We start from the raw sequence: 21,806 nt of genomic DNA, 5'->3' as shown, positions 1-21,806 counted from the left end.
CCTGCCAGCTTGTTGAATCGTGCCGCGTCCTCCACCAGCCGATGCAGGCACTCGGCGGACAGGTCCGGCAGCGCCCGGCTGACGCAGGCGATGGCGCGCAATGGCATGGCACTTCCCTGACAGAATAGGCGCCCACGCTGGCAGTTGCGGACCAGTCCGTCTCAGTCCGTCGGGACGCTGGCTGAAGCGCTTAGGTTGCCGCCAAGACCGTGCCGTCGCAGCGCCGTGGCAGCATTGCCTCGAACACCACCTGGCCCGCTTCGTTGCGGGCCGCAATGCGCCCGCCGTGCGCGCGGACGAACTGATCGACGATGTACAGGCCCAGGCCCAGGCCCTTGCTCTGGTGGAAGCTGGCCTTGAACGGTTCGAACAATCGCGGCAACAGCGCGTCATCGATCCGGCCGGCGTTGCTGACCCGCAGCAGTACGCCGCGCGGGTCGCGCCCATCCACCTCCACCCTCGCCTCGCTGCCATGGGTCAGCGCATTGCCGACCAGGTTGGCGGCGACCTGGCCAAGGCGATCCAGATCGCCCTGCAGCCGCGTGTCTCCCTGCAGGTCCAGGTGGATCCGGTCCGCCCCATGCGCGCTGCCCGCCTCGGCGACTACCGCGCGCGTCACGTCGGCCAGATCGCAGGCACTTGCCTCCAGCCTCAGGCCACCGCTGCGGATCCGCGAGAAATCCAGCAGCTGCTCGACCATCCGCGCCATCCGCAGGGTGCTGGCTTCCAGGTACTGCAGGGTCTGCTGCGCGCCTGCGTTGTCTTCCGGAAGCTCCAGCGCCAGCTTGTCGGTGCACAGCAGGATCGCCGACAACGGCGTGCGCAGGTCGTGGGTCAAAACGGCAGCCATCGTCTCGTTGAGCTTCAGCGCCCGCTCCAGTGCCTCGTTGCGCGCCTTCAGCAGCTGCCGCTGCTGGTACAGCTCGATGAAGACGTTGACCTTGCTCAGGATCACCTGCGGCGCCACCGGCTTGTGCAGGAAATCGACCGCACCGCTTTCGTAGCCCTTGAACACGCGCAGGGGATCATCCGGAGAGGCGGTCAGGAAGATGATCGGCACGTCGCGGCTGCGATGCGAACCGCGCATCAGTTCGGCCAGGGTGAAGCCATCGATCTCCGGCATGTGCACGTCAAGCAGGGCCAATGCCACCTCGTGCTCGAGCAGCAGCTCCAACGCCTGCGCGCCCGAGCCGGCCAGCAGCAGGTTGACCCCTTCGCGCTGCAGCAGGGCCTGCATGGCTACCAGGTTCTGCGGCACGTCATCGACGATCAGCAGGTTGACCGGGGTCTGCGACTGCGCAGGTTCCGGTGGCAACAGGTTCATGCAAACAACTCCTTCAGGCGGCGACACATCAGTTCAAGGGGCAGCACGGCATCGGCGCCGGCGTACTGCAGGGCGGAAGCGGGCATCATCGACGCCTCGGCTTCCTCGGGACATTGCAGCCAGGCATGGCCACCGGCACGGCGCACGGCGGCAACGCCCTCGCTGCCATCACTGCTGGCACCGGTCAGCAGCAGGGCCAATACCTGCGCGCCGAACACCGCAGCAGCGGAATCGAACAGCGGATCGATGGCCGGACGGGAAAACAGCACCGGTGCATCCACCGACAGCGCCAACGCCCCCTCGTCCTCCACCAGCAGGTGGTAATCCGGCGGCGCGAACGTCACCGTGCCCGGTTGCAACGGCTGCTTGTCTTCGGCTTCGCGCACCGGCAACGCGCAGTACGGCGCCAGCACCTCGGCGATGCGGCTGGTGCGGTCACGCGGCAGGTGCAGCACGGCCAGTACCGGTACCGGCAGCTTCGCCGGCAGTGCACCGAGCACCGCCTGCAGGGCCGCCACGCCACCGGCGGACGCGCCGATCACCAGCACGGCCGGACGCACCGGCAGCGTCATCAGGCCACCTTCCGGTACAGGCGGTGCTCTCGCGAACAGACCTCGAAGGCATCATGGTGGCACCCGAACTGCAGCGACTCCTTGCTGCCCAGGCCAAGGAAGCCCCGGTGCACCAGCGCTTCGCGGAACAGGCCGACGGCACGATCCTGCAGGTCGCGGTTGAAATAGATCAGCACGTTGCGGCACGACACCAGGTGCACTTCGGAGAACACGGTATCGGTGGCCAGGCTGTGGTCGGCGAACACCACGTTGCGGCGCAGTTGGCGGTCGAACACCGCACCATCGTAGGCGGTAGCGTAGTAGTCCGACAGCGACGCGGTGCCACCGGCGGCCAGGTAGTTGCGGCTGAACTGGGCCATCCGGTCGATGCCATAGGCGCCCGCCTCGGCGGTGGCCAGTGCGGCCGGATTGATGTCGGTGGCATAGACGATGCTGCGCTCGAGCAGGCCTTCCTCATGCAGCAGGATCGCCAGCGACCACACTTCCTCGCCCGTGCTGCAGCCGGCCACCCACAGCTTCACCGAGGGATAGGTACGCAGCACTGGCACCACCTGCTCGCGCAGCTCACGGAAATACGCAGGGTCACGGAACATCTCCGAGACCTGCACGGTGAAGAACTGCATGGCCTGGGCGAACAGGTCCGGCTCGTGCAGCAGCCGGTACTGCAGGTCGACCAGCCGCTCGCACTCATAGCGCTGCATCGCCTGGCGCATGCGTCGGCGCAGCGACGACACCGCATAGCTGCGGAAATCGTAGTGGTAGCGCTGGTACAGCGCCTCCAGCAGGACCTTCAGTTCGAGGTCGAACAGCGCCTGTTCGTTCATTGCCGCGAGCACCAGACCCGGCACAGCGAGACCAGCTTGTCGACGTCGATGGGCTTGGCGATGTAATCGTTGGCGCCCGCCTGCAGGCAACGCTCACGGTCGTCAGGCATGGCCTTGGCAGTCAGCGCGATGATCGGCAGGTCCTGCAGGTGACGCTGCGCGCGGATCTCGCGCATCGCGGCCAGGCCATCCTTCTCCGGCATCATGATGTCCATCAGCACCAGGTCGACTTCGCGCTCGGCCAGGCGGTCCACTGCCTCCTGCCCATTGCGCGCGATCTCCAGCGTCACGCCCAGCGGCTCGAGCACGCTGGACAGCGCAAAGATGTTGCGCACGTCGTCCTCGGCCAGCAGTACGGTGCGTCCATCGAGCACGGTGTCGCGACGGCGCGCCTCGCGCAGCAGGCGCTGCTGGTCGGTGGGCAGGCTGGCTTCCACGCTGTGCAGGAACAGGGTGACTTCATCCAGCAGGCGCTCGGGCGAACGCGCGCCCTTGATGATGATGCTCTTAGAATAGCGGCGCAGGCGCTGTTCTTCCTCGCGACCGAGCGCGCGACCGGTATAGACGATCACCGGCGGGAAGCCGACGTCATCGTTGCCGGCCATGTGTTCGAGCAGGTCGTAGCCGCTGCCGTCAGGCAGTGACAGGTCCATCACCATGCAATCAAAGGTGACCGTGCTGAGCTGCTCCAGCGCGCCAGCAAGCGTTCCCACGGCGACGATCTGCAGCTGATCACGGCCCAGCAGCAGTTCCAGGTTGTGGCGCAGCTCGCTGTCGTCCTCGACGATCAGCAGGCGCCGCACGTCGCGCTGGCTGGTCTGTTCCAGCTGCTCGATGGCGCTTACCAGGCGCTCGCGCGTGGTCGGCTTGATCGCAAACCCGATCGCGCCAAGCTCGCGCGCCACCTGGCTGCGGTCCGTTGCCGAGACCACGTGCACCGGGATATGGCGGGTATCGGGGTTGCGCTTCAGGCGCTCCAGCACGCTCAGGCCGGACACGTCCGGCAGGCCGATATCGAGCAGGATGCCGTTCGGTCGCAGTTCGCCGGCCAGGGCCAGCGCCTCTTCGGCCGTCCCGGCCACCACGCAGTCGAAATCCAGTTCATGGGCCAGGGCCACCAGCGCTTCGGCGAACGTGGCGTCGTCCTCGACGGCCAGGATCAGGCGGCCCGGGTGCTGGCGACGACCGCGGTCGTCGGCCACGCTGGGCACCGTCGTCGTCGGCGCCACCGGAGCCCTTGCTGGCACCTGCATCGCCGGCACAGCGGCCGCGACCGGCGAAGCCACGGGAGCTGCGGCGATGTCCGCGGCGTTCGACGCGGGCGCGCCCTGCAACGGCAGTTCCAGAATGAAGCAGCTGCCACGGCCCGGTTCGCTGTCGACCTGGATGCTGCCGCCCATGCGCTCGGCCAGATCGCGCGAGATCGACAGCCCCAGGCCGGTGCCACCGTAGCGGCGACGGGTGCTGCCATCGGCCTGGCGGAAGGCTTCGAAGATGACCTGCAGCTGCTCGCGGGCAATGCCGATACCGCTGTCGCAGACCTCGAACCGGATGCGCCCCTGGCCGGCCGCGCGTACGTGCAGGCTGACCTTTCCATGCTCGGTGAACTTCACCGCATTGGCCAGCAGGTTCTTCAGGATCTGCTGCAGGCGCTGGCTGTCGACCACCAGCTGGCTCGGCGCCAGCGCATCGGCCTCGATCTGCAGGGCCAGGCCCTTCTGCCGCGCCATCGGCTCGAAAGTCTCGCGCAGGCGCTGCAGCACGCTGTCGGTCACCACCACTTCATCGGCCAGCTCGACGTGGCCGGCCTCGATGCGCGACAGGTCCAGGATGTCGTTGATCAGCGCCAGCAGATCGTTGTTGGACGACAGGATCGCACGCGCATACTTCACCTGTTCTTCGGTGAGCGTGCCGTCCTTGTTGTCGGCCAGCAGCTTGGCCAGGATCAGCGAGCTGTTCAGCGGCGTGCGCAGTTCGTGCGACATGTTGGCCAGGAACTCGGACTTGTAGCGCGATGTCGCGGCCAGTTCGTTGCTGTTGCGCACCAGCTGGCTCTGCGCGACCAGCAGTGCCTGCTTCTGCGCCTCCAGCTCGTGGGTCCGCTCTTCCAGCTGGACGTTGCTCTGCTCCAGCTCGGCCTGCTGTTCTTCCAGGTGGCTCTGCGACTGCAGCAGGCTGCGGCTCTGCTCTTCCAGTTCCTCATTGGCCACGCGCAGCTCTTCCTGCTGGGCCTGCAGCTCCTCGCCCTGGCGCTGCGATTCCTCCAGCAGCACCACCAGTTGTGCGCGCAGCAGCGATGCACGCAGCGCCATGCCGATGGTCTCGGCGCAGCGCTCCAGCAGCTCGCGATCCAGGTCGCGCTGCGCACCCGCCCGGGCGCGTCCCAGCTCGACGATGCCTACCACGGTGCCGTCACTGCTGATCGGCGCCAGGATGCGCTCGCGCACCGACAGGCGTCCCAGGCCGGTCTGCAGTTCAAGTACAGCGTCGTCGCTGCCCTCCAGGTGACGGATCCGCCCGTCCCGCGCCACCTGCCCGGCCACGCCCTCCTGCAATGCCAGCGACGCCGGCATGCCGGACGGCAGCGCCAGGCCACCGGTCAGCTGCAACCTCCCTCCGTCCAGCCGGTATACGGCACCGACGTCGGCCTCCAGTTGCGCGCCCAGGCTGGTGGCTGCCGCCTCGGCGATCTGCTCGGGACCGAGGTCGCCGCGCAGGCTCATCGCCACCGCGTTTTCGGCCTCCTGCAGCCACAACGCCCGCATTGCATCCCGGCGTGCCTGGATCGCGCGGGAAACGATCAGCGCGATCATCATGAACGCACAACCACCGATGCTTCGGTTGACCAGCGAGAACGCCGAGTTCGAGCTGGCCGGGGCGATGTTGAAACCGATGACCAGCAGGACGCAGGCGAGCACAGCCACGATGAACGGCGCGCGTGCACTGCGCTGGAACACCGTGACTCCCACGGCCAGGAAATACGCCAGCCATACCGCATAACCGAGCGGTACCACCAGCTCCAATGCGATGGTCGCAGCCAGCAGCACGGCGGAGGTCATCCAGATCCAGCGGTCACGCGTAGTCGCACCAGGACGCATGCAGGTCGGTTCCAGAACACAAAAGGGTGGGTGATGGTACTCCGTGTCGTATTCAGCCGCACAGGACAAATGGCACGTGTCCCGCCTCCACGCCTCCTTCACACTTGAATGCCTAGCTTCACGTCCCTCACAGGGGTAACACTTATTTTTACGTGGACGCTGTCGCCTCTACGACGTCCGTGCTGACGGACCCTTCCCGCCAATTGCGACTGCTGATCGACAGCGTGCGCGACCATGCGCTGTACCTGCTTGATCCGGATGGCATCGTCTGCAGCTGGAACCCGGGGGCGGAGCGCATCAAGGGCTATTCAGCCGATGAAGTGGTGGGCACCCACTTTGGTCGCTTCTACCTGGCTGCCGACCGCGAGGCAGGAGAACCGCAACGCCTGCTCCGCCATGCAGCGCAGCATGGCCACGTTGCCAGTGAGGGCTGGCGGGTACGCCGCGATGGCTCGTCATTCCGTGCCAGTGTTGTCATCGAGCCGGTCGTCGAGGCGGGCGAGCTGCTCGGCTTCGTCAAGATCACCCGCGACATCACCGAGCAGTGGCAGGCACAGCGCCTGCTGCGTGATGCCCAACGAGCGCTGCGCAATACCCAACAGTTCGAGACCGTCGGACGACTCAGCCGCGGCCTGTCGCACGAGTTCAACAACCTGCTGACCACCATCGGCAACGCACTGGACCTGCTGTCCCTGCGCGTTGGCGGTGACGATGCGCGCGCCGCCGAGCTGCTCGATGCCGCGCAGAGCGCGACCGATCGTGGTGCGCTGCTGACCCGCCAGCTGCTGGCGTTCAGCACTGGCCAGACCCTGATCCGCGAACCACTGGATATCAACGTGTTGATACAGCAGTGGCTGCCGGACCTGCAACGCGCCTGCCCGCCCACGGTGATCCTGGATGCCCAGCTGGCACCCGGCCTGCCTGCGGTCAACACCGATGCGCTGCAGCTGCAGACGGCGCTGGCCAATCTGGTCGCCAATGCCGCCGATGCTACCCTTGAAGGCGGCCGCATCCTGATCGGTACCGCGCTGGAGCATCGCCTCGACCCGGACGCGGACTCCACGCTGCAACGTGGCTATGTCACCCTCAGCGTCTGCGATGAAGGCCACGGGATGGCGGCCGACATCGCCGAACGGGCCACCGAGCCCTTCTTCACCACCAAGGACATCGGCAAAGGCAGCGGCCTGGGCCTGAGCCAGGTGTTCGGATTCACTACCCAGAGCGGCGGCTTCGTCGACGTGTCCACCACGCCCGGTGTCGGCACCACGGTCAGCCTGCTGCTCCCCGCAATGGAGGACCCTGCCGATGACCGATGACCCGATCCGCGTACTGATGGTGGAAGACCAGACCGATCTGCGTGAAATGATCGGCCTGGCCCTGCGTGACCTCGGCATCGATGTGGCCACGACCGCCGATGGCCACGAGGCGGCGGAACTGCTCAAGGGCGAAGCACGTTTCGACGTGGTGTTCAGCGACGTCAGCATGCCCAACGGCATGTCCGGCATCGAGCTGAGCGAGCATGTGGCACGCGAACAGCCGCAGGCAAGGATGATCCTGTCGTCCGGCTATGCCCGTTCGCAGCTGCCGCCGCTGCCCGAGCAGGTGGAGTTCCTGCCCAAGCCCTATCGCCTGCGCCAGCTGGTGCAGCTGCTCAGGCAGGCGTAAACCTCGGCGCCCCCGCAGGAAACCCCTGCGGTCAACCCATCATCGCCCCCCGCTGGAACGACGCCAGCAGCGTAGAGGCAGCCGCTGCCGGCGCCAGCCGACCGCGTGCCAGTGACCAGGTGATGCCGTAGAAGCAGCTCCAGTAGAAGTCCGCGAGCCATACCGCGGTGAAACCGACGTTGAACTCTCCGGCCGCCTGACCCCGCAGGAAGAAGGCCTCGAAGCGCTCGCCGATCGGCGCCCAGCGCTCCGGCAGCAGGTGCAGGTCGCCTAGGCGCTGCTGTTCTTCCATCATCCGTGCGAACAGCAGCGTCACCAGCTCCCAGTCCGCCAGCAGCGTGGCGGTGACCTGCTCCAGCACGCGGCGTGCATCACCGCCCTGGTCGAACCAGGCCGCCGCCGCTTCCACGCGCTCGAAACCGGCCGCGAACAGGGCCTCGTCGATCGCCCCCCGGGTAGGCGCAAACCGGTACAGGGTCGCGCGGCTGATGCCCGCCCCGCGCGCGAGTTCGCTGAGGGTGCAGCGTGGATGGCTAACCAGGGTGGCCGCCAGCGCATGGGGCAGGTCGCGTCGTGTACGTGCTGCGGCAGGTCGCATGAAAAGCGAGGGAGTGTGGGCTGGCCCTCACGCTAGCATGAATCATCAATTAATAAACTGAATCAAATATGATTCATCCGAATCACGGATGCGCTACAACGGGGGCGCGTCCGGTGCACCCGGGTCGGTGCACGGCAGGGAACGCGTCACAGGCATCGAGGGAGACAACGCCATGCTGCACCCACTACGCGATATCGCCGTGCTGTTCGACGCCAGCGACACCGGGCACCGCGTTCTCAACATCGCCGCCGACCTGGCGCAGGCCCAGCAGACGCATCTGGTCGCAGTCTCCACGGCCCTGCATCCCACCGACATCGCCAACGGCTTCGCGCGCGGTGCCGGCATCGCCGCCGCGCTGGACCACGAGGCCCGCGCGGATGCCGCCTGCACCGCACAGCTGATGCAGAACCTGCGTGCCGTGTCCGAGCCGCTGCAGATCAGCACCGAACTGCGCATCGTCTCGGACTACCTGGGTGGCGCTGACCTGGCGCTGCAGTCGCTGTACTGCGACCTGATCATCGCCGGCTATCCGCACACACCAGGCGCGCCCTCCGGCTGGCATCCACTGGGCACGCTGCGCCAGACCGGGATACCGATGCTGCTAGTGCCGCCGCACTGGAGGGGCGAGCAGGTCGGCCGGCGTATCGTGGTGGCCTGGAATGCCAGCAAGCAGGCCCGTCGTGCGGTGGCAGATGCCCTGCCTCTGCTGGCCCGCGCGCAGGCCGTGCACCTGCTGATGGTCGACACGCCCAAGGCTGAAGCGGCACCCGGCGCTGAAATGGCCCAGCATCTGGCGCGGCACGGCGTTGAAGTGGAGATACAGGCGATCAGCTCCAGCCAAGGGGGTGTAGCTGCCACCATTCGCCAGCATGTACTTGATGCCGAAGCCGATCTGCTGGTGCTGGGGCCCTACAGCCGCAGTCGCGTGGTCGAGCGCGTGCTCGGCGGGGTCACCGAGGATCTGCTCGCCGAAGTACCGGCGCCCTTGTTCGTATCGCACTGATACCGCCCTGCCCCGCCCGGCGGTAGCCGGTCAGCGATTGACCGGTGTGCCGCCGGAAATAGCGGCACAGGTAGGACGCGTCCTCGAAACACAGGCGTTCGGCGATGCGTCCGATCGGCAGTTCGCTGTAGCTCAGCAGCGCCTTGATCTCCAGCACTACCTGGCGGTCGATCAACGCCTTCGGCGTTTCGCCGAAGCATTCCCGGGTCACCTGCGAGAGATAGAACGGGGTAATGCACAGCGCCTCGGCGTAGGACTGCACGTCGCGTTGGCGCGTGCTGCGCTGGCCGACCAGCTCCCAGAAGCTCCAGGCCAGGCGCTCGCGCCGGCCGACCTGCGGCGCCGCCTCGTAGTATGCCGGGAGCAGTGTGGCGAACTTCAGGAAAAAGGTCTGCAGCAGGTTGCGCAGCATCACGTGCCGATGGCGGCCACCGTTGTGCTGGGCATCCATCAACTGCTGCAGCCACCCCTGCAGCAGCGGCACCTCCAGCGGTGACGGTACACAATGGGGGTGCTCGTGCAGGAACTTGAACAGTGCATTGGGCAGCACATAGGCCACCTCCGATGCCAGCGCTTTCGGCACCAGGCAGGCCACCGCAAGGAAGCCGCGCGAACGCTGCCGCAGCAGCGCCAGCGTATCCTCCGCCAGCACCACCACGTCGTGCCGCTGCACCGCCACTTCGCGGAAGTTCAGTGCGAACCGCGCACGCCCGGACACGCACACCAGCACCGTCAGATAGGCGTGCCCGAACGACAGCGGAACACCCAAGCCTTCAGCCAGCGTACTGACTTCCAGACGCATGGATTCGTCCTGTTCCAGAAGCTGGGGAATGCGATCCATGGGCCGATCCACTGGGATTCCACTGGGATATCGCGGCAGAGCATATCCGCCCGAACGAAGAAGTTGTGAAAAGTACCGAAACCATCAAGGTCCCGTCCTGTGCTCCCCGCCCGTCGAAACCTAGCCTGTGCACTCTCTTTCCACCGACGGACCCGCCATGCAACTGGCCACCCAACGCTTGATCCTGCGCCCCTGGCGCGACAGTGACGCCGCCGATCTGTACGAGTACGCCCGCGACCCGCGCGTGGGGCCCGTCGCCGGTTGGCCACCGCATGCCAGCGTAGAGGAGAGTGCCGACATCATCCGCACCGTGTTCAACCGACCGGAGGTCTACGCCCTGCAGAGCCGCGAGAACGGGCGTGCCATCGGTTGCGTCGGCATCCTGATCGGTGCAGACAGCAACTTCAACTTGGGCGAGCGCGAGGGAGAGATCGCCTACTGGATCGGCGTACCGTACTGGGGGCGTGGCCTGGTACCCGAAGCTGTACGTGAGGTGATGCGGCATGCCTTCCTGGATCTGCAGCTGGATGCGTTGTGGTGCGGCTACTTCGCCGACAACCTGCAATCGATGAGCGCGCAGGCCAAATGCGGTTTCCGCCATCACCACACCGAGGTCAATCAGTTCAACCGCTTCCTCGGCGACTACCGCACCGAACACATCAGCCGCATCACCGCCAGTGAATGGCAGGCGCAGCAGACCGTACCACTACCCACATGATCACGGCTCAGCCCTCGCTGCGCTGCATGAACAACAGTTCCGGCGTCGAGGCATCTTCCACCGGCTGGAAGCCGAAATCGCGGTAGAGCGCGACCGCCGCGACGTTGTCACGATAGACACGCAGGCTCAGGCGCTGCACATCCGGCGACCGCAGGGCCTCGGCACACAACAACTGCATCAGCACCCGGCCCAGGCCGCGCCCACGCGCCTGCGGCGAGACAATGATGCGGCCCAGGTGGGCAGTGCCGGGCGCGGTCCACCAGTACTGGCCGAACCCCATGCACGCACCCTCCCCGTCCAACAGCACCCAACCCGGGCGCTCGGCCAGTTCAAGAGCCTGTGCGAATGCCTCAGGCAGCAGAGGAAACGCAACGCCCGGGCCAGCCCAGCGTTGCGTCGCTGCAACCGAATCGAGCCAGCCAGCGATACGCGGGTAATGCCGAGGTTGAACCGGTTGCAACTGTGCGGGCATATGGAAGCCTGTGTGGTCCCGTCAACCTGCCGCGGCCGCTGCCTGGATTGGAGGGTGATGAGCAGGCGCTTGCAGCGGACGTGCTTGCGCGAACTGGGCTACGGTAACAGTGCGTAAGACGGATGTCCCCTGCAGGAAGCCGCCGCACTCGACGGCGGCGACCTGTCGGCGCTTTACCGGCAGACGTACTCGCGTGCCGATTCGATGGTGTCCACGTCGAGCTCTTCGTATTGGATCTCGACGGTTTCCATGCTGGACGCGGTGACCACCGCGCGCGCGCCAAGATTGCAGGCGGCAGGCAGCCCGCCAGCGTACGCTTGGCCATTGATCGCATACGCCAGGCCGTAGCAGGCCGAGCCGAGCTGGAACGGATTGTGGTTGCAGGCCATGAGCTGACTGTTGGCAAGGTCACTGGAGGCCGTGTAATTGGACGTCCAGCCACTGCCGGCATCGCTGCCGCAGCTACCCGGGTACCCCTGGATCTGCGCACCGCTGGAGTCGCAGGTGTGGTAGGCGAAACTGCCGAAGAAACTGGTCTTTACGTACGCGGTGCGGCCGCTGTCTACCCATTGTGCCGCAGCAGCGCTCTGGGCAAAGGCGGACAGGCCGAGCAGGCACACGGCGGCAGCGGTGAGAGGTTTCAATCCCTTCAACATGACTATCGTCCTCGGTATTGGCGTAGTGCACGCCTCATGCGTGCCAAGCGAGTCTACCCCGCAGGTATACGGGCAAATATGACAGGCTCGACAGTCTGGGCCCTTCTGCGCACCTGATGCCTGAAGGGGAGGACGGCTTCATGGCGAGGGCCGCCTGTTGACTGGCCATTGTGACCACTGCGACCAAAGCACTGGAAGGTGCCGTGGAATAAGGAGCGCCACACGATCACCAATCGTCGCAAGTGACTGATTCTGGTGACCCCGGCCCGATTCGAACGGGCGACCTTCCCCTTAGGAGGGGGATTTCGTCGCCCGATCAATCAACGACTTACGAAGTGCATGGGACCGGCGTGGGTCCATTTTCGCTCAAAGACCCGGCCTCCGCTGCTGTAGCCTGCCCCACCCAGGCCTGTGGGCGTCCCTCGGTTAGCGCCGATCCGACCCTACGATGATCAGCATGGGTCGGTCCAACTCGTCCTGCGGCAGTGGCTCGCGCGTCAGCCTGAAGCAATTTTGACCAAGATGACACGGGATTCCGTCTGCTGTTCCCCAACGACGTCATCAATGAGCCTCTGAGCGAGAACGCGATGCTCGCGCTGCTGAAGGGATGGGCTTGGCCACATCTCCGTTTTCGGGTTCAGGTCTACCTTCAAAGACTGGGCGAGCGAGACAACGGATCTCCCCGACGATCTCTAGGAAGATGCGCTTGCACACCGGATACGTGACAGGGCCGAGGCGGCCTATAAGCGAGGCGAAATGCTAGCCAAGCGAAGAATTCTGAAGGACGCTTGGGCGGAGTATTGCTCAGAGTAGGCTAAGGCTGGCGTGCGCTCTTCTTTCGAAGTACGCACGCCATAGTCGTTACCGCTTGCCTTTAAATGGCCGTCCAGGTGGCGGCAATCCCATCTGTGCAGCAGCGTTTTTCTGCTGCGTGATAAGAAAGTCACGATAGACCGGCGAAATTTCCCAAACCACTGTCTGCATCTGATTCCAGTTAGGAACACTCACGAAATTGGGCTCCTTAACCGGATCAAGGTGGCGGTATCCATCCTTTTCACGGGTGTCAGAAACTCGCGCATGGAGGTAGCCAACCATGTACAGGAACCGCCAGAGCTCAAAGACATCGGCGTCGATGTTGTTTCGGAGAGATCTCCCATAAAGCCTCACGCCCGAGGACAACGCGTGGCGGCGGAGATGCTCCTTCATGGTCTCCGTCTTCGCCTTGAACGATCCGTGATCAAAATTCAACTTAGCGAAAGAACGAATAACGTTACCCAGCTCTGGCAGATCTTGCTCGCTTTCCTGCGAAAGCAACTCAACCCGCTGACGCGAAAACTCCACCATCTCAGCTTCGAGCAGGTCATCGGTAATCTTAAGTTCATTCCTCTGCAACGCTGAGTTAGCGAGGACATTTATAAGCTGAACCGCATCCCTAGGACGATCTCTAGAACGCAAAACAACCAGATCGGGCCAACTACTCCTTTTATCCGAAGTGGGAATCCTGGGATCCTTTGGGTCAAAAAATGTCAGCCAGTCTCCGTTTGGCGATCTTGCATGTCCATCTGCGACCGCATCAATCCGTGCAAGCTCCAACCGCTTCTCCAGAATCTGTCGAATGTGATCTCTGCTCGGATTGAGCTGTTTCGCCAAAGGAGCAAAATGATCCGTTTGATCTCTCTGACTTGCTTTATCACTACTAATGCGGCGCCACACCTCCTCTCGCAGAGAAATGACGCAGCGCAATTGCTCAACCTTTTGACAAAGCTCGCGCGCAGCCAGCAAGAAGGCCCAGATTCGATTCAAGTGTCCCGACTGATCCGGCGCCGCCACCTGATCAGTATCATCAATAAATAGGTAAAAAACGCTACCACTCTTCTTCAAGTTGTTTTGAATGGAGCGCAGCAATTGATTCTTCTTTGCAGCGGATTCCTCCGGCAAAAGGTCACCCAAGTCAGCCTTTATCATCGGCTTGGCCAGTTTAGGGAGCAGGCGAGCCAGCTGCGAAATAGTATCTCGCTCCTTAAGGCCAGCAGCGACGGCCTCCCTATAGAGAACCGAATCTGATTCGCCAATCAAGCCAGAAGCATTATTACCAAGCGCTTGCGCAATGGACTTTGTAAGCACCTCAAGAGCTACGCGCGTTGCGGCCCCCACAGACTGGTTAGATTCGGCCGGCGGAAATTCAATATCTAGTGGTTTAAGGGCGAGGCATGGCACGCCATTCCGCTGGAAGAGCGCCATGGAGAAGTCTATGACGGCACTCTTGCCGCTGCCCTTCTTCCCGACCAGAACGCGCGGACTAAACGGTGGAGGACATATCAGATTTGAAAACTCATCCAGCTGCACGAAGGCGCGCTTGAGAATGTGGCGCTCCCCTTCCGTCGTACCTGTAGGGAAATACTCTGCCAAGTGATCCAATAGCTTCATCTTCGCCTCCTTGCGGCTCGCATTTAAGCTCATGTCCCCGTCCCGTTCACCGTAGAGACATCGGTGCAGCCCAATGGGTCATTGCTGACCCCGCACTACCTGCTATCGGGGCAGACTAATGCAACTCGAACGCAATGGCCAGACCAGGGCAACAGTGCGCGCTGATCGCCCAGGCGATTGCAGATTCGCGTGTGCCAGCTCGTCAGATCGGCCCTAGGTCCTTCACGACCGCCTGGCCTTGCTGCAAGAACCCGATCAGCAGACGGCCGCCAGCGACTTCCCGGCCCATCTGACCGTTGAGGAAACTGGCCTGGAGCCGCCCAGCCGTCATCAGATCGGACTGCAGCATGCTGGGCGCGATGCCCCTGAGTGGGTCACCTGGTGACGCGAACTGGCCAACGATCGGCTGGACCGCGGTTGCGCGTCGACTGTCGCTCTTGGCATAGGCAGTGGCTATCATCCTGCCACTTTCCGGCGACCAACCACCCAGGATGATCTCGGTCCCCAGTTGTTCGATTGGCAGGTCAGCCTCCGCCGCGGCCTTCTCGTAGTTCAGCAATAGCTGGTCCACTACAGGCCCCATCTCGGCGGACAGTTTCTCAATGGAGAAATCCGCACGGAAGCTGGCCTGCAGGACCAGCTCGTAGATCTTCAGGAAACTGGGCCGCACCTCTCGTCGCCAGCAGCATGTTGTGCTGCGGTATCAGGAGCATCTTGGCACCAGCGGAATGGGCGCCGGTCAAGGCATCCTCCGCAAGCGGGTCCACTGCAACGACAAGCTGGTCACGGCTGATCAGAACATTGAGGATGCTCATGGGGCGCGTCCATTGGCAAGTCGAGACTATGGCTGGAGCACTGCCCAGTGTCCACTGGATCTGAACCGGCGCGGCGCTGCGCAGCTGCTGCACCAGCGGAACGGCCCGCCCGGACCATGTCCCTGCTGATCCACGAGGCAACCCATATACCGTCGTTCAGGGGTCGAGCGGCGGCGATGGAAGTCGTGATGGTCGCCATGCTAGTTTCAACCAGGTAGAAGGGAGCAACCTCAATGAATCGACGCTGGTGGGGCGTGAGTGCATTATTCGTTACGGCAGTGGCTTCAGCTGCGACAGCCGACACACCCGAGGGTGAACTGAGCGATCCCTACGGCTATACCCGCAGCGTACGCCGTGCTGAACTGGGCGCGCTGCAGGCGATGGGTAAGACGCAGGGCGCTAAGGGGCTGCTTGGCCAGACAGGCTTCTACCGTGTACGCGGCGAAATCGACCGCTCCAGCAAAGCCGCCGAGCAATGTCTTCAGGCGGTGGCCAACGAGCCCCGCGAACAGGTAAAAGGCATCGAGTACCTATGTGCAGCCTCCTTGGCAGGCAACTTACTCATCCAGGGCGATATTGCCGGATGGGCGACGCAGATGATCCAAGTTCGAACGCTGCTGGACCGCGATATCCGCCCAATGCTCAAACAGCAAGCGGGCGACATCCACCTAGCGGGCATCAGCGAGCCGCATTTCGAGCGCTTCACAGCCTGGCCACGCACTGCCTTGGCGGCACAAACACCTCCAAGCGATATCCATGTTCCCATCCAATTGCAAAACGAACTGCCGACACTCAGCCTGAAGATGCGCACTAAGGCCGGTGAGCGCGAGCTGCGCGTACACGTGGACAGTGGCGCAGCGCATTCGCGCATCGGGCGCACGCTGGCAGCCGAACTCGGGCTGGAACTCACCGAAGGTTTCATGGTTGCCGATGGAAAGGCTGGGGCGGTGTATGCGCTGGCGTCGCCGGTGACTCTGGACATCGGAAGTGTTCTGGTGCGCGATGTCTCCTTTGCAGTGCTGGGCAAGGACGATCTACCGCGCATCGGCCTAGACGTGTTGCGCGCGCTTGGACGGGTGCGTATCAACCAAAACGCCCTTGTGATCCAGGCCGCTGCCAGCCCGGTGCCATGCGCGCGACGGATGGCGACACTATCCTCGCTGTGGGGCGATGCGTATGACGTCCGCTATCCGATCCGTGCCGGCAAGCAGAATGTGCTGGTCAAGGTGGATACCGGATTCAACGGTGGCTTCCAGGCGCGCGGAACACTGCCCGCCCGCCCACCGGCAGCTGCTATACGGCGCAAGAACGTGATCACCACCGAAGGCAGCGAAGATATCCAGTACGTGGAAGCAACCACGCCGGTGATGATTGGCGACGAAGTTCTGAATCTCCCGATGGACATAGGCCTTTCACCTGGGCCCAGGCCGTTGTTCAATCCCGAGTGGCGCTTGGGTTTTGCTTCAACCCAACGTTACAGCCTGTACATGGACGTTGCTGGCACCTACGGTTGCCCAGTTGCCGTTGCCGAAGCACCGCCGCTGTTGCCACCGAAGCCAGTTACCGCGCCGCCCACCGGCGACTGATCGGCGCTGGACGAAATCTTCAATTTGCCAAAATCGCAGGGTCGAGCCTGGCTCGACTCTTTGTCGGCGAGCCGCTCCTCACGCGCCCTGGTTGAGCGGCCTGCGGCCCCAAGCGCCGCGCCGAACCAAAAACGCTAGACCCATACAGGGATGTCTGGCCACCCCTCAAGTCAGCCAAAAATGTATGTTCTATGCCCGTTCTGTCCAGTGAACCCGTCAGGATCCCAGCTCCAGTTGATGCTGTTGCCCGAGATGGTCACCGAAGGCACCAGCATCCCGTACACCGACCGCTGCCCTTCGCAGGTGAAGTAGTAGGAGGGCTCGCCGCCGGAGAAATCGTTGGCGACGAGCCCGCCATTCGCCTCGGGCGGGGCAACCCATTTGTTGTTGGAGTTGACCGGGTTGTAGAGCGGGAATCTGTATGACCCAATGATCTTGGTCAGACGTGTGGTGACCGTGGTCTCCACATACCCGCTCTCGCTCCTGACGCGCAGCCCCACATCGGCCATTACAGCAGCACTCCAAGTTCGACGGCCGGGTTGCCGTTCGGGTAGTAGATGTAGACGCCTTGGTTGGTGATGTTGAGGCGATACCCGCCGGCCACCATGCCCTTGAACTGGAACCCGCCGCCAGCCGACTTGTCGATCCTCCAGCCTGTTTGACCGGCCACGTAGTCATCGGACTGGATTGCGCCGCGGATCTTCGCGTTTGTGATCGCCGCGTCGGCAATCTTGGCGCTGGTGATCCACGCGGTGCCGATCAGCGCCTGGCTGATGAAGGTCTGGCCGTTCTGCACCACGAACGGCGCCGTAGTCACGTTGTTGGCGATGTTGATCAGCGCGAAGCGGTCCACCTGGAACAGCGCCTGGCTCTGGAAGCTGCCATCGGTCTGCTGCTCAACGTCCAGGCCGAAGCCCGCGCCGTAGATGCGGCCGTCGGAAGTGACCTGCGCTCGCAGCGTGTACGTGGCGCTGATCTCCAGGCTCTCCGTGTACAGGATGTGGTTGCCCAAGGTCACAATCTTCTGGCGCGATGGCGCCGCGTACCTCAACTGGCGGGAAGGCGGCAAGCGAAGCCGTGTCGCCATTGGTCGCGTCAGCCCACGCGAAGCTGAGGGCGTACGAGCAGCGAAAGAAGCGGAACTGACCCATGGAGTGCGCATTCTTCCCCGGCTGCCCACAGTCCGCGACTTCCTCGAGCCGTACCTGGAGTGGTACAAGGCCGAGCATCCCACCACGCACGGCAAGGCCAAGAGCGAGGTTCGGCTGTTCATCGCCCGCTTTGGTCATCGCCCCATCGATACGCTGCGCCCGATGGAAATGGAGTCCTATAAGACGGATCGCCTGACCAAGGACAAGGTTTCACCGGAGACCGTTGGGAAGGAAGTGCGCAGGCTGCAGGCCGCGTTCCGGCGTGGCGTGCAGTGGAAGGAACTGGACTTCAACCCGCTGGAGGAGACCCGGGCACCGCGAGGCGTTCGTTGCGTGGCGGTGCGGTTCTACGACCGGGCCGCGATGCGCAAGCTGTACCGGGCGAACCCGGCCCGGGCACCCCTGTGGCTGTTCATGGCCCACACGGGTCTGCGCCGTGGTGAGCTGGTTGGACTGGACAAGGATTCGGTGGCAGGGAGCAGACTCAGGGTCGAGAGCGATCCAGACGAAGATGGCCAGGGACGCACGAAGTCGGGCAAGTGGCGCGAGGTGGTGCCGCTGAACCGGTATGCGCGCTGGGCGCTTCGCCACCTACCCGATCCGCTGGTGACCGTGCACAGGGACACACTGTCCGACTGGTTCGCCTCAGATGCCAAACGTGCGGGAATCGGTGGCAGCCTCCACCGGCTGCGGCACACCTTCTGCGCCCACATGGTCATGGCCGGAGTGCCATTGCGACGGGTGCAGATTCTGGCCGGGCACGCTGATTACGCCACGACCGAGAAGTTCTACGCTCACCTAACGCCCGAGGGCGACGATGGCGCCGTAGCGAAGCTCAAGTACTGATCCGCACCGCTGGGACCACTGGGACCAACTCCTGTGGATATGCGGGAAACAGTGGGAAATGCTCACCACTGAGTTTGTCTAAGTTATTGATTCTGGTGACCCCGGCCCGATTCGAACGGGCGACCTTCCCCTTAGGAGGGGGGCGATCCAGCTATATCCGCCAATGCTCTAAGCGCGATCTGTGCCAATGCTGTGCCAGATTACGCGCGACCGGGGATCCGCAAGCGCCCCGAAACGCTGTATCCGCAGCCACTCCGGAGCGCGGTCAGGCCTTTCAGACGCCACGCCGCATCTGTTGCAGCCCTGCACTCACCCATGCCTTGCTGCGAATGTCTCTCGCTCGGGGCTTGGTCTCTGCTGGCGGCTTGCGCGGTTCGAGTGCTGCTTTGATCCGCTCGACCTCCTTCGCTCCGGCCTCGGCCAGGCGCCGGGCCTGTTGCCGTTGCTCGCGGGTCGGCGGCAGGCTGGGCAGTGGCGCGGGCAACTGGATCGGCGTGCTGTCGGTCAGCCGGGCAACGGCCTCACGCAGCGGCAGCTCGGGATACAGCCGTGCTGCGCACCAGCGCTCGGCGTACCGCTTCGCCTGCCGGACGCTGGCGGCGCGCACTTCCTTCACCTGCCACATCTTCTGGCCTTCCATCCATAGCCGGACCCCAGGGCCGCCATCGGGCGTGACGCTGGCCGTCTCGCGGCCGTTGTACCAGAGCGCCCAGCGCTCACCGGTCTGGACCCAGCCAGCGGGGATCGGAGCGGTGCGGAAGCCGTGGGAGGAATACATGGCCGGAAGGATACGGCCGGCTGTCGCAAAGGCTGCGACCGGGGATCGTTCACCAGCTGAACCGTTAGGGTCACGCTGCGGGCACGAGCGACCGCGGCGCTTCAGGTTGGCAGGCACGGCCAGTGTGGGGCATGCGGCAGCACATGCTCTCGCCGAACTACACAACCTCCGTGCACGAGATACCGCCGGCAAGCTGCTGACATCCAGATGGAGAAATGTGCCCGGCACTATGAGATATTCGCAAGCGTCGCAAACCAGCGCCGAACTATGCATCCCTTAAAAGGAACAAGGATGATTCCCCTACTCAAGAAGCCAGACGCCCCAAAAATTTCAGATTCTGACGCATGGAAAGATGATCCGTTTGACCGGAAACGAGATGCCGAGATGCTATCTCGCCTTATCGCATCTAGCATTACTGACCCATTAGTATTGTCACTTCAAGCACCGTGGGGCTCTGGAAAGACGACCTTCCTTAAGAGACTTCAGGTCCACATAAGAGGAGAGTCCGCAATACCTTCAATCTTGATCGATGCTTGGAAAAATGATGAATCACAAGACCCTTTGGTCACTATCATTTCAGAGATAAAGCTATCTTTAGAGAAGAAGGCGATTCGCTCGAGGGGGGCCGAAACCAAGGTAGCGATTGGAAAGGCCATCACGTCGATGGCTCAGCATGGGGCAAAGCTGGTCCTACCTGCCGTTGCGGTCGCAGCCGAGTTCATGGCTCCCGGAAGCGGGATCGGCGCCGCTTCGGCAGGAGCAGGCGAGATGGGCGAGCGACTACTTGATGCTCAGGACGAAAAGCGCAAAGCAGAGCCAGATTTTCGTGATGCACTTGTAAAAGCTCGAGATCTATTAACACGACGCAATGAACCCAGCCCAGTTAAACCGATGCTACTAATTATCGATGAACTGGATAGGTGCCGTCCCGATTACGCCATCAGAATGCTTGAGAGGATCAAACACTACTTCGATATTCCTGGCATAACCTTCCTAATCGCAACCGATCGGGGCAACTTGCCATCAGCTGTCCGCACCGTCTATGGGGCTCATGTAGAAGGTGAACTCTACCTTAGAAAGTTCTTCGACTATGAATTTCATCTGCCCGCTCCGTGCACCAGCACTTATGCAAAGCACGTCGTAACAAAGCACGTCCTGCCGGACATACAGCCTATAGTGCGCAGCGCAATTCGGCCAACACAGTGCCACCTGCGAAGCTTTATCGACCGCATAGACAACGCACCGAAAACGGAACTAGATAAAGGTGAGTATTTAGAGCACTTTCCCGCGATCGCGTCTGCAATGAACTTGAGCCTTCGAGACACGGGACAAGCGTTGACCATGCTAACCGCTTTCGTCCACTCCAGAGCCAAAGGCACAGCAATTATCCCAATTGTGGACTGCTACATATCCTGCCTGCGATTTGCTCATCCGACAAGCTTTAGATCATTAATTGAAGACTCCAAACTATTAACACCATCTAAAAATGATTCAGCCTTGCTGCTCGAAATGCATGACCACCTCACGAAAACCGAACAATGGTCAGCCATAACCGATTTTTTCGGCGATAATGGAAATTTAATGCGCGCAATTGCCTTGCAAGGGAATAGATTTGACGGTGAAGAGCCAGCCAAGTGGGAACTAATACTAGACAGCATTCCCCGCCATCAAATAAATTGTGCAGAGTACAGTTTTAAAGCAATACTCGCAATCAGAATACGTGATGCTGGTGGAATTGACCCATGGAGATATGCCAGGGAATTTGTCCGTCTGACACCACCAGTCATCACAGATCAAGGCGCCACAGGCTGAATGAGCGAGAACGGCCGGCAGGGCTACCCTCCGGCCATGTGCGGCCGATTCGTCCAGCTACCTAGCCTCAAGCGTCAGATCGGTCCTAGGTCCTTCACCACAGCCTGGCCCTGCTGCAAGAACCCGATCAGCAGACGCCCGCCTGCGACCTGCCGGCCCATCTGCTCATTGAGGTAGTTGGCCTGCAGCCGCCCTGCTGTCATCAGATCCGCCTGCAGCATGCTGGGCGCGACGCCTTTGAGTGGATCACCCGGTGATGCGAACTGGCCATCAATTGGCTGGGCCGTGGTCGCGCGCCGACTGTCGTTCTTGCCATAGGCAGTGGCCATCATCCTGCCACTTCCCGACGACCAACCGCCCAGGATGATCGCTGCGTCCATGCTCGCGAATGCAGCGATGGCTCCGCCGATCACGCTCCCGATGGCAGTGAATCCGGCCACGATGCCCTTGCTTACGCCGGCCGCGGTCCGCTCCATCGACTTCATGGACTTCTCGGCCCGCTGGGTGTCCGTCACGAACGACCCAGTTTTCATCAGCAGGTCGATGACGATGGAGCCGGCAGTTGCCATGCGATCAGCCTCTTGGGGGTTTCAGGCCGAATGCTGCGAGGGTTCGCAGGT

At 62.9% G+C, this 21,806-nt stretch carries 22 protein-coding genes and 1 pseudogene; 8 read left to right on the top strand and 15 right to left on the bottom strand.

Going from position 1 to position 21,806, the window contains the following annotated elements:
- Window positions 1-190: 190 nt before the first annotated feature.
- Genes AC5P9P_RS15665 through AC5P9P_RS15650 form a run of 4 tightly spaced genes read right to left on the bottom strand, consistent with a single transcriptional unit; the run spans window position 191 to window position 5,818 of the window.
- Window positions 191-1,324: a hybrid sensor histidine kinase/response regulator gene (locus AC5P9P_RS15665; RefSeq protein ID WP_005413151.1), complete on the bottom strand. Its 1,134-nt coding sequence runs from the start codon at window positions 1,322-1,324 to the stop codon at window positions 191-193.
- Complete coding sequence (locus AC5P9P_RS15660) at window positions 1,321-1,896, bottom strand: chemotaxis protein CheB (RefSeq protein WP_005413150.1); 576 nt, start codon at window positions 1,894-1,896, stop codon at window positions 1,321-1,323. Before AC5P9P_RS15660 ends, AC5P9P_RS15665 begins: the two co-directional genes overlap by 4 nt.
- Window positions 1,896-2,720 (bottom strand): CheR family methyltransferase, encoded by an 825-nt coding sequence (locus AC5P9P_RS15655; RefSeq protein ID WP_005409408.1) that lies wholly within the window; start codon window positions 2,718-2,720, stop codon window positions 1,896-1,898. Before AC5P9P_RS15655 ends, AC5P9P_RS15660 begins: the two co-directional genes overlap by 1 nt.
- Window positions 2,717-5,818, bottom strand: a complete 3,102-nt coding sequence (locus tag AC5P9P_RS15650; protein WP_495232943.1) for a hybrid sensor histidine kinase/response regulator — start codon at window positions 5,816-5,818, stop codon at window positions 2,717-2,719. Before AC5P9P_RS15650 ends, AC5P9P_RS15655 begins: the two co-directional genes overlap by 4 nt.
- A 152-nt stretch (window positions 5,819-5,970) precedes the next feature.
- On the opposite strand from AC5P9P_RS15650, the gene AC5P9P_RS15645 reads away from it, so the two are divergent.
- Window positions 5,971-7,134: a two-component system sensor histidine kinase NtrB gene (locus tag AC5P9P_RS15645; protein WP_414490927.1), complete on the top strand. Its 1,164-nt coding sequence runs from the start codon at window positions 5,971-5,973 to the stop codon at window positions 7,132-7,134.
- Entirely contained in the window at window positions 7,124-7,483 is a 360-nt protein-coding gene (locus AC5P9P_RS15640) for a response regulator (RefSeq protein ID WP_005409405.1), read from the top strand. The genes AC5P9P_RS15645 and AC5P9P_RS15640 overlap by 11 nt, the downstream gene beginning before the upstream one ends.
- A 31-nt stretch (window positions 7,484-7,514) precedes the next feature.
- Here AC5P9P_RS15640 and AC5P9P_RS15635 read toward each other — a convergent pair whose 3' ends face one another.
- Window positions 7,515-8,081, bottom strand: a complete 567-nt coding sequence (locus AC5P9P_RS15635; RefSeq protein ID WP_495232942.1) for a TetR/AcrR family transcriptional regulator — start codon at window positions 8,079-8,081, stop codon at window positions 7,515-7,517.
- Between the two features lie 172 nt (window positions 8,082-8,253).
- On the opposite strand from AC5P9P_RS15635, the gene AC5P9P_RS15630 reads away from it, so the two are divergent.
- Entirely contained in the window at window positions 8,254-9,084 is an 831-nt protein-coding gene (locus AC5P9P_RS15630) for a universal stress protein (protein WP_164227371.1), read from the top strand.
- Here AC5P9P_RS15630 and AC5P9P_RS15625 read toward each other — a convergent pair.
- Window positions 9,032-9,925 (bottom strand): AraC family transcriptional regulator, encoded by an 894-nt coding sequence (locus AC5P9P_RS15625; protein WP_288469604.1) that lies wholly within the window; start codon window positions 9,923-9,925, stop codon window positions 9,032-9,034. The genes AC5P9P_RS15630 and AC5P9P_RS15625 overlap by 53 nt on opposite strands.
- A 157-nt stretch (window positions 9,926-10,082) precedes the next feature.
- Between AC5P9P_RS15625 and AC5P9P_RS15620 the strand changes: the two genes are divergently transcribed.
- The gene (locus tag AC5P9P_RS15620) at window positions 10,083-10,643 is read left to right on the top strand and encodes a GNAT family N-acetyltransferase (RefSeq protein ID WP_495232941.1); all 561 of its coding nucleotides are present in this window, start codon (window positions 10,083-10,085) and stop codon (window positions 10,641-10,643) included.
- A 7-nt stretch (window positions 10,644-10,650) separates the two neighbouring features.
- On the opposite strand, the gene AC5P9P_RS15615 is transcribed toward AC5P9P_RS15620, so the two are convergent.
- The 5 genes from AC5P9P_RS15615 to AC5P9P_RS15595 all read right to left on the bottom strand — a co-directional run bounded on the left by AC5P9P_RS15615 (window position 10,651) and on the right by AC5P9P_RS15595 (window position 15,013).
- On the bottom strand, window positions 10,651-11,115 hold the full coding sequence (locus AC5P9P_RS15615; protein WP_231522748.1) for a GNAT family N-acetyltransferase: 465 nt from the start codon (window positions 11,113-11,115) through the stop codon (window positions 10,651-10,653).
- 173 nt (window positions 11,116-11,288) lie between these two features.
- Window positions 11,289-11,771, bottom strand: a complete 483-nt coding sequence (locus AC5P9P_RS15610; RefSeq protein ID WP_005409399.1) for a hypothetical protein — start codon at window positions 11,769-11,771, stop codon at window positions 11,289-11,291.
- Between the two features lie 861 nt (window positions 11,772-12,632).
- Window positions 12,633-14,198, bottom strand: coding sequence for a P-loop ATPase, Sll1717 family (locus AC5P9P_RS15605; protein ID WP_495232940.1), 1,566 nt, complete (start codon window positions 14,196-14,198; stop codon window positions 12,633-12,635).
- 202 nt (window positions 14,199-14,400) lie between these two features.
- Window positions 14,401-14,868, bottom strand: coding sequence for a hypothetical protein (locus AC5P9P_RS15600; RefSeq protein ID WP_495232939.1), 468 nt, complete (start codon window positions 14,866-14,868; stop codon window positions 14,401-14,403).
- The gene (locus AC5P9P_RS15595) at window positions 14,798-15,013 is read right to left on the bottom strand and encodes a hypothetical protein (protein ID WP_495232938.1); all 216 of its coding nucleotides are present in this window, start codon (window positions 15,011-15,013) and stop codon (window positions 14,798-14,800) included. Before AC5P9P_RS15595 ends, AC5P9P_RS15600 begins: the two co-directional genes overlap by 71 nt.
- 233 nt (window positions 15,014-15,246) lie before the next feature.
- Here AC5P9P_RS15595 and AC5P9P_RS15590 point away from each other — a divergent pair, with 233 nt between their 5' ends.
- Complete coding sequence (locus AC5P9P_RS15590; protein WP_065183264.1) at window positions 15,247-16,599, top strand: aspartyl protease family protein; 1,353 nt, start codon at window positions 15,247-15,249, stop codon at window positions 16,597-16,599.
- A gap of 170 nt (window positions 16,600-16,769) precedes the next feature.
- Here AC5P9P_RS15590 and AC5P9P_RS15585 read toward each other — a convergent pair whose 3' ends face one another.
- Complete coding sequence (locus AC5P9P_RS15585; RefSeq protein WP_495232937.1) at window positions 16,770-17,108, bottom strand: hypothetical protein; 339 nt, start codon at window positions 17,106-17,108, stop codon at window positions 16,770-16,772.
- On the bottom strand, window positions 17,108-17,611 hold the full coding sequence (locus AC5P9P_RS15580; RefSeq protein ID WP_495232936.1) for a phage tail tip fiber protein: 504 nt from the start codon (window positions 17,609-17,611) through the stop codon (window positions 17,108-17,110). The genes AC5P9P_RS15585 and AC5P9P_RS15580 overlap by 1 nt, the downstream gene beginning before the upstream one ends.
- Between AC5P9P_RS15580 and AC5P9P_RS15575 the strand changes: the two genes are divergently transcribed.
- Window positions 17,598-18,596: a tyrosine-type recombinase/integrase gene (locus tag AC5P9P_RS15575; protein WP_495232935.1), complete on the top strand. Its 999-nt coding sequence runs from the start codon at window positions 17,598-17,600 to the stop codon at window positions 18,594-18,596. The genes AC5P9P_RS15580 and AC5P9P_RS15575 overlap by 14 nt on opposite strands.
- Window positions 18,597-18,870: 274 nt before the next feature.
- Here AC5P9P_RS15575 and AC5P9P_RS15570 read toward each other — a convergent pair whose 3' ends face one another.
- On the bottom strand, window positions 18,871-19,374 hold the full coding sequence (locus tag AC5P9P_RS15570; RefSeq protein WP_495232934.1) for a hypothetical protein: 504 nt from the start codon (window positions 19,372-19,374) through the stop codon (window positions 18,871-18,873).
- Between the two features lie 107 nt (window positions 19,375-19,481).
- Between AC5P9P_RS15570 and AC5P9P_RS15565 the strand changes: the two are divergent.
- Together AC5P9P_RS15565 and AC5P9P_RS15560 are read left to right on the top strand one after the other, a co-directional pair.
- Window positions 19,482-19,574 (top strand): annotated as a pseudogene (locus AC5P9P_RS15565) (DUF4113 domain-containing protein); the annotation flags it as partial.
- 91 nt (window positions 19,575-19,665) lie between these two features.
- Window positions 19,666-21,186 carry a KAP family P-loop NTPase fold protein gene (locus AC5P9P_RS15560; protein WP_495232933.1) on the top strand — a complete coding sequence of 507 codons (1,521 nt, stop codon included), beginning with the start codon at window positions 19,666-19,668 and terminating at the stop codon, window positions 21,184-21,186.
- 74 nt (window positions 21,187-21,260) lie between these two features.
- Here the strand turns inward: AC5P9P_RS15560 and AC5P9P_RS15555 are convergent, their stop codons facing one another.
- Entirely contained in the window at window positions 21,261-21,755 is a 495-nt protein-coding gene (locus AC5P9P_RS15555; protein WP_495232932.1) for a hypothetical protein, read from the bottom strand.
- Window positions 21,756-21,806: the final 51 nt, after the last annotated feature.

The organism is Stenotrophomonas sp. YJH_SMC_14-1 (assembly GCF_059372275.1).
Note: the sequence above shows the minus strand (reverse complement) of the source record. Positions and strands in the feature narration are given on the sequence as shown.

Coding starts and splice junctions, on each gene's coding strand:
- AC5P9P_RS15595 (WP_495232938.1), bottom strand. CDS start 15,013: ATGAGCATCCTCAATGTTCTGATCAGCCGTGACCAGCTTGTCGTTGCA.
- AC5P9P_RS15660 (WP_005413150.1), bottom strand. CDS start 1,896: ATGACGCTGCCGGTGCGTCCGGCCGTGCTGGTGATCGGCGCGTCCGCC.
- AC5P9P_RS15605 (WP_495232940.1), bottom strand. CDS start 14,198: ATGAAGCTATTGGATCACTTGGCAGAGTATTTCCCTACAGGTACGACG.
- AC5P9P_RS15650 (WP_495232943.1), bottom strand. CDS start 5,818: ATGCGTCCTGGTGCGACTACGCGTGACCGCTGGATCTGGATGACCTCC.
- AC5P9P_RS15560 (WP_495232933.1), top strand. CDS start 19,666: ATGATTCCCCTACTCAAGAAGCCAGACGCCCCAAAAATTTCAGATTCT.
- AC5P9P_RS15555 (WP_495232932.1), bottom strand. CDS start 21,755: ATGGCAACTGCCGGCTCCATCGTCATCGACCTGCTGATGAAAACTGGG.
- AC5P9P_RS15610 (WP_005409399.1), bottom strand. CDS start 11,771: ATGTTGAAGGGATTGAAACCTCTCACCGCTGCCGCCGTGTGCCTGCTC.
- AC5P9P_RS15640 (WP_005409405.1), top strand. CDS start 7,124: ATGACCGATGACCCGATCCGCGTACTGATGGTGGAAGACCAGACCGAT.
- AC5P9P_RS15620 (WP_495232941.1), top strand. CDS start 10,083: ATGCAACTGGCCACCCAACGCTTGATCCTGCGCCCCTGGCGCGACAGT.
- AC5P9P_RS15575 (WP_495232935.1), top strand. CDS start 17,598: ATGTGGTTGCCCAAGGTCACAATCTTCTGGCGCGATGGCGCCGCGTAC.
- AC5P9P_RS15625 (WP_288469604.1), bottom strand. CDS start 9,925: ATGGATCGCATTCCCCAGCTTCTGGAACAGGACGAATCCATGCGTCTG.
- AC5P9P_RS15570 (WP_495232934.1), bottom strand. CDS start 19,374: ATGTATTCCTCCCACGGCTTCCGCACCGCTCCGATCCCCGCTGGCTGG.
- AC5P9P_RS15655 (WP_005409408.1), bottom strand. CDS start 2,720: ATGAACGAACAGGCGCTGTTCGACCTCGAACTGAAGGTCCTGCTGGAG.
- AC5P9P_RS15635 (WP_495232942.1), bottom strand. CDS start 8,081: ATGCGACCTGCCGCAGCACGTACACGACGCGACCTGCCCCATGCGCTG.
- AC5P9P_RS15615 (WP_231522748.1), bottom strand. CDS start 11,115: ATGCCCGCACAGTTGCAACCGGTTCAACCTCGGCATTACCCGCGTATC.
- AC5P9P_RS15585 (WP_495232937.1), bottom strand. CDS start 17,108: ATGGCCGATGTGGGGCTGCGCGTCAGGAGCGAGAGCGGGTATGTGGAG.
- AC5P9P_RS15665 (WP_005413151.1), bottom strand. CDS start 1,324: ATGAACCTGTTGCCACCGGAACCTGCGCAGTCGCAGACCCCGGTCAAC.
- AC5P9P_RS15590 (WP_065183264.1), top strand. CDS start 15,247: ATGAATCGACGCTGGTGGGGCGTGAGTGCATTATTCGTTACGGCAGTG.
- AC5P9P_RS15630 (WP_164227371.1), top strand. CDS start 8,254: ATGCTGCACCCACTACGCGATATCGCCGTGCTGTTCGACGCCAGCGAC.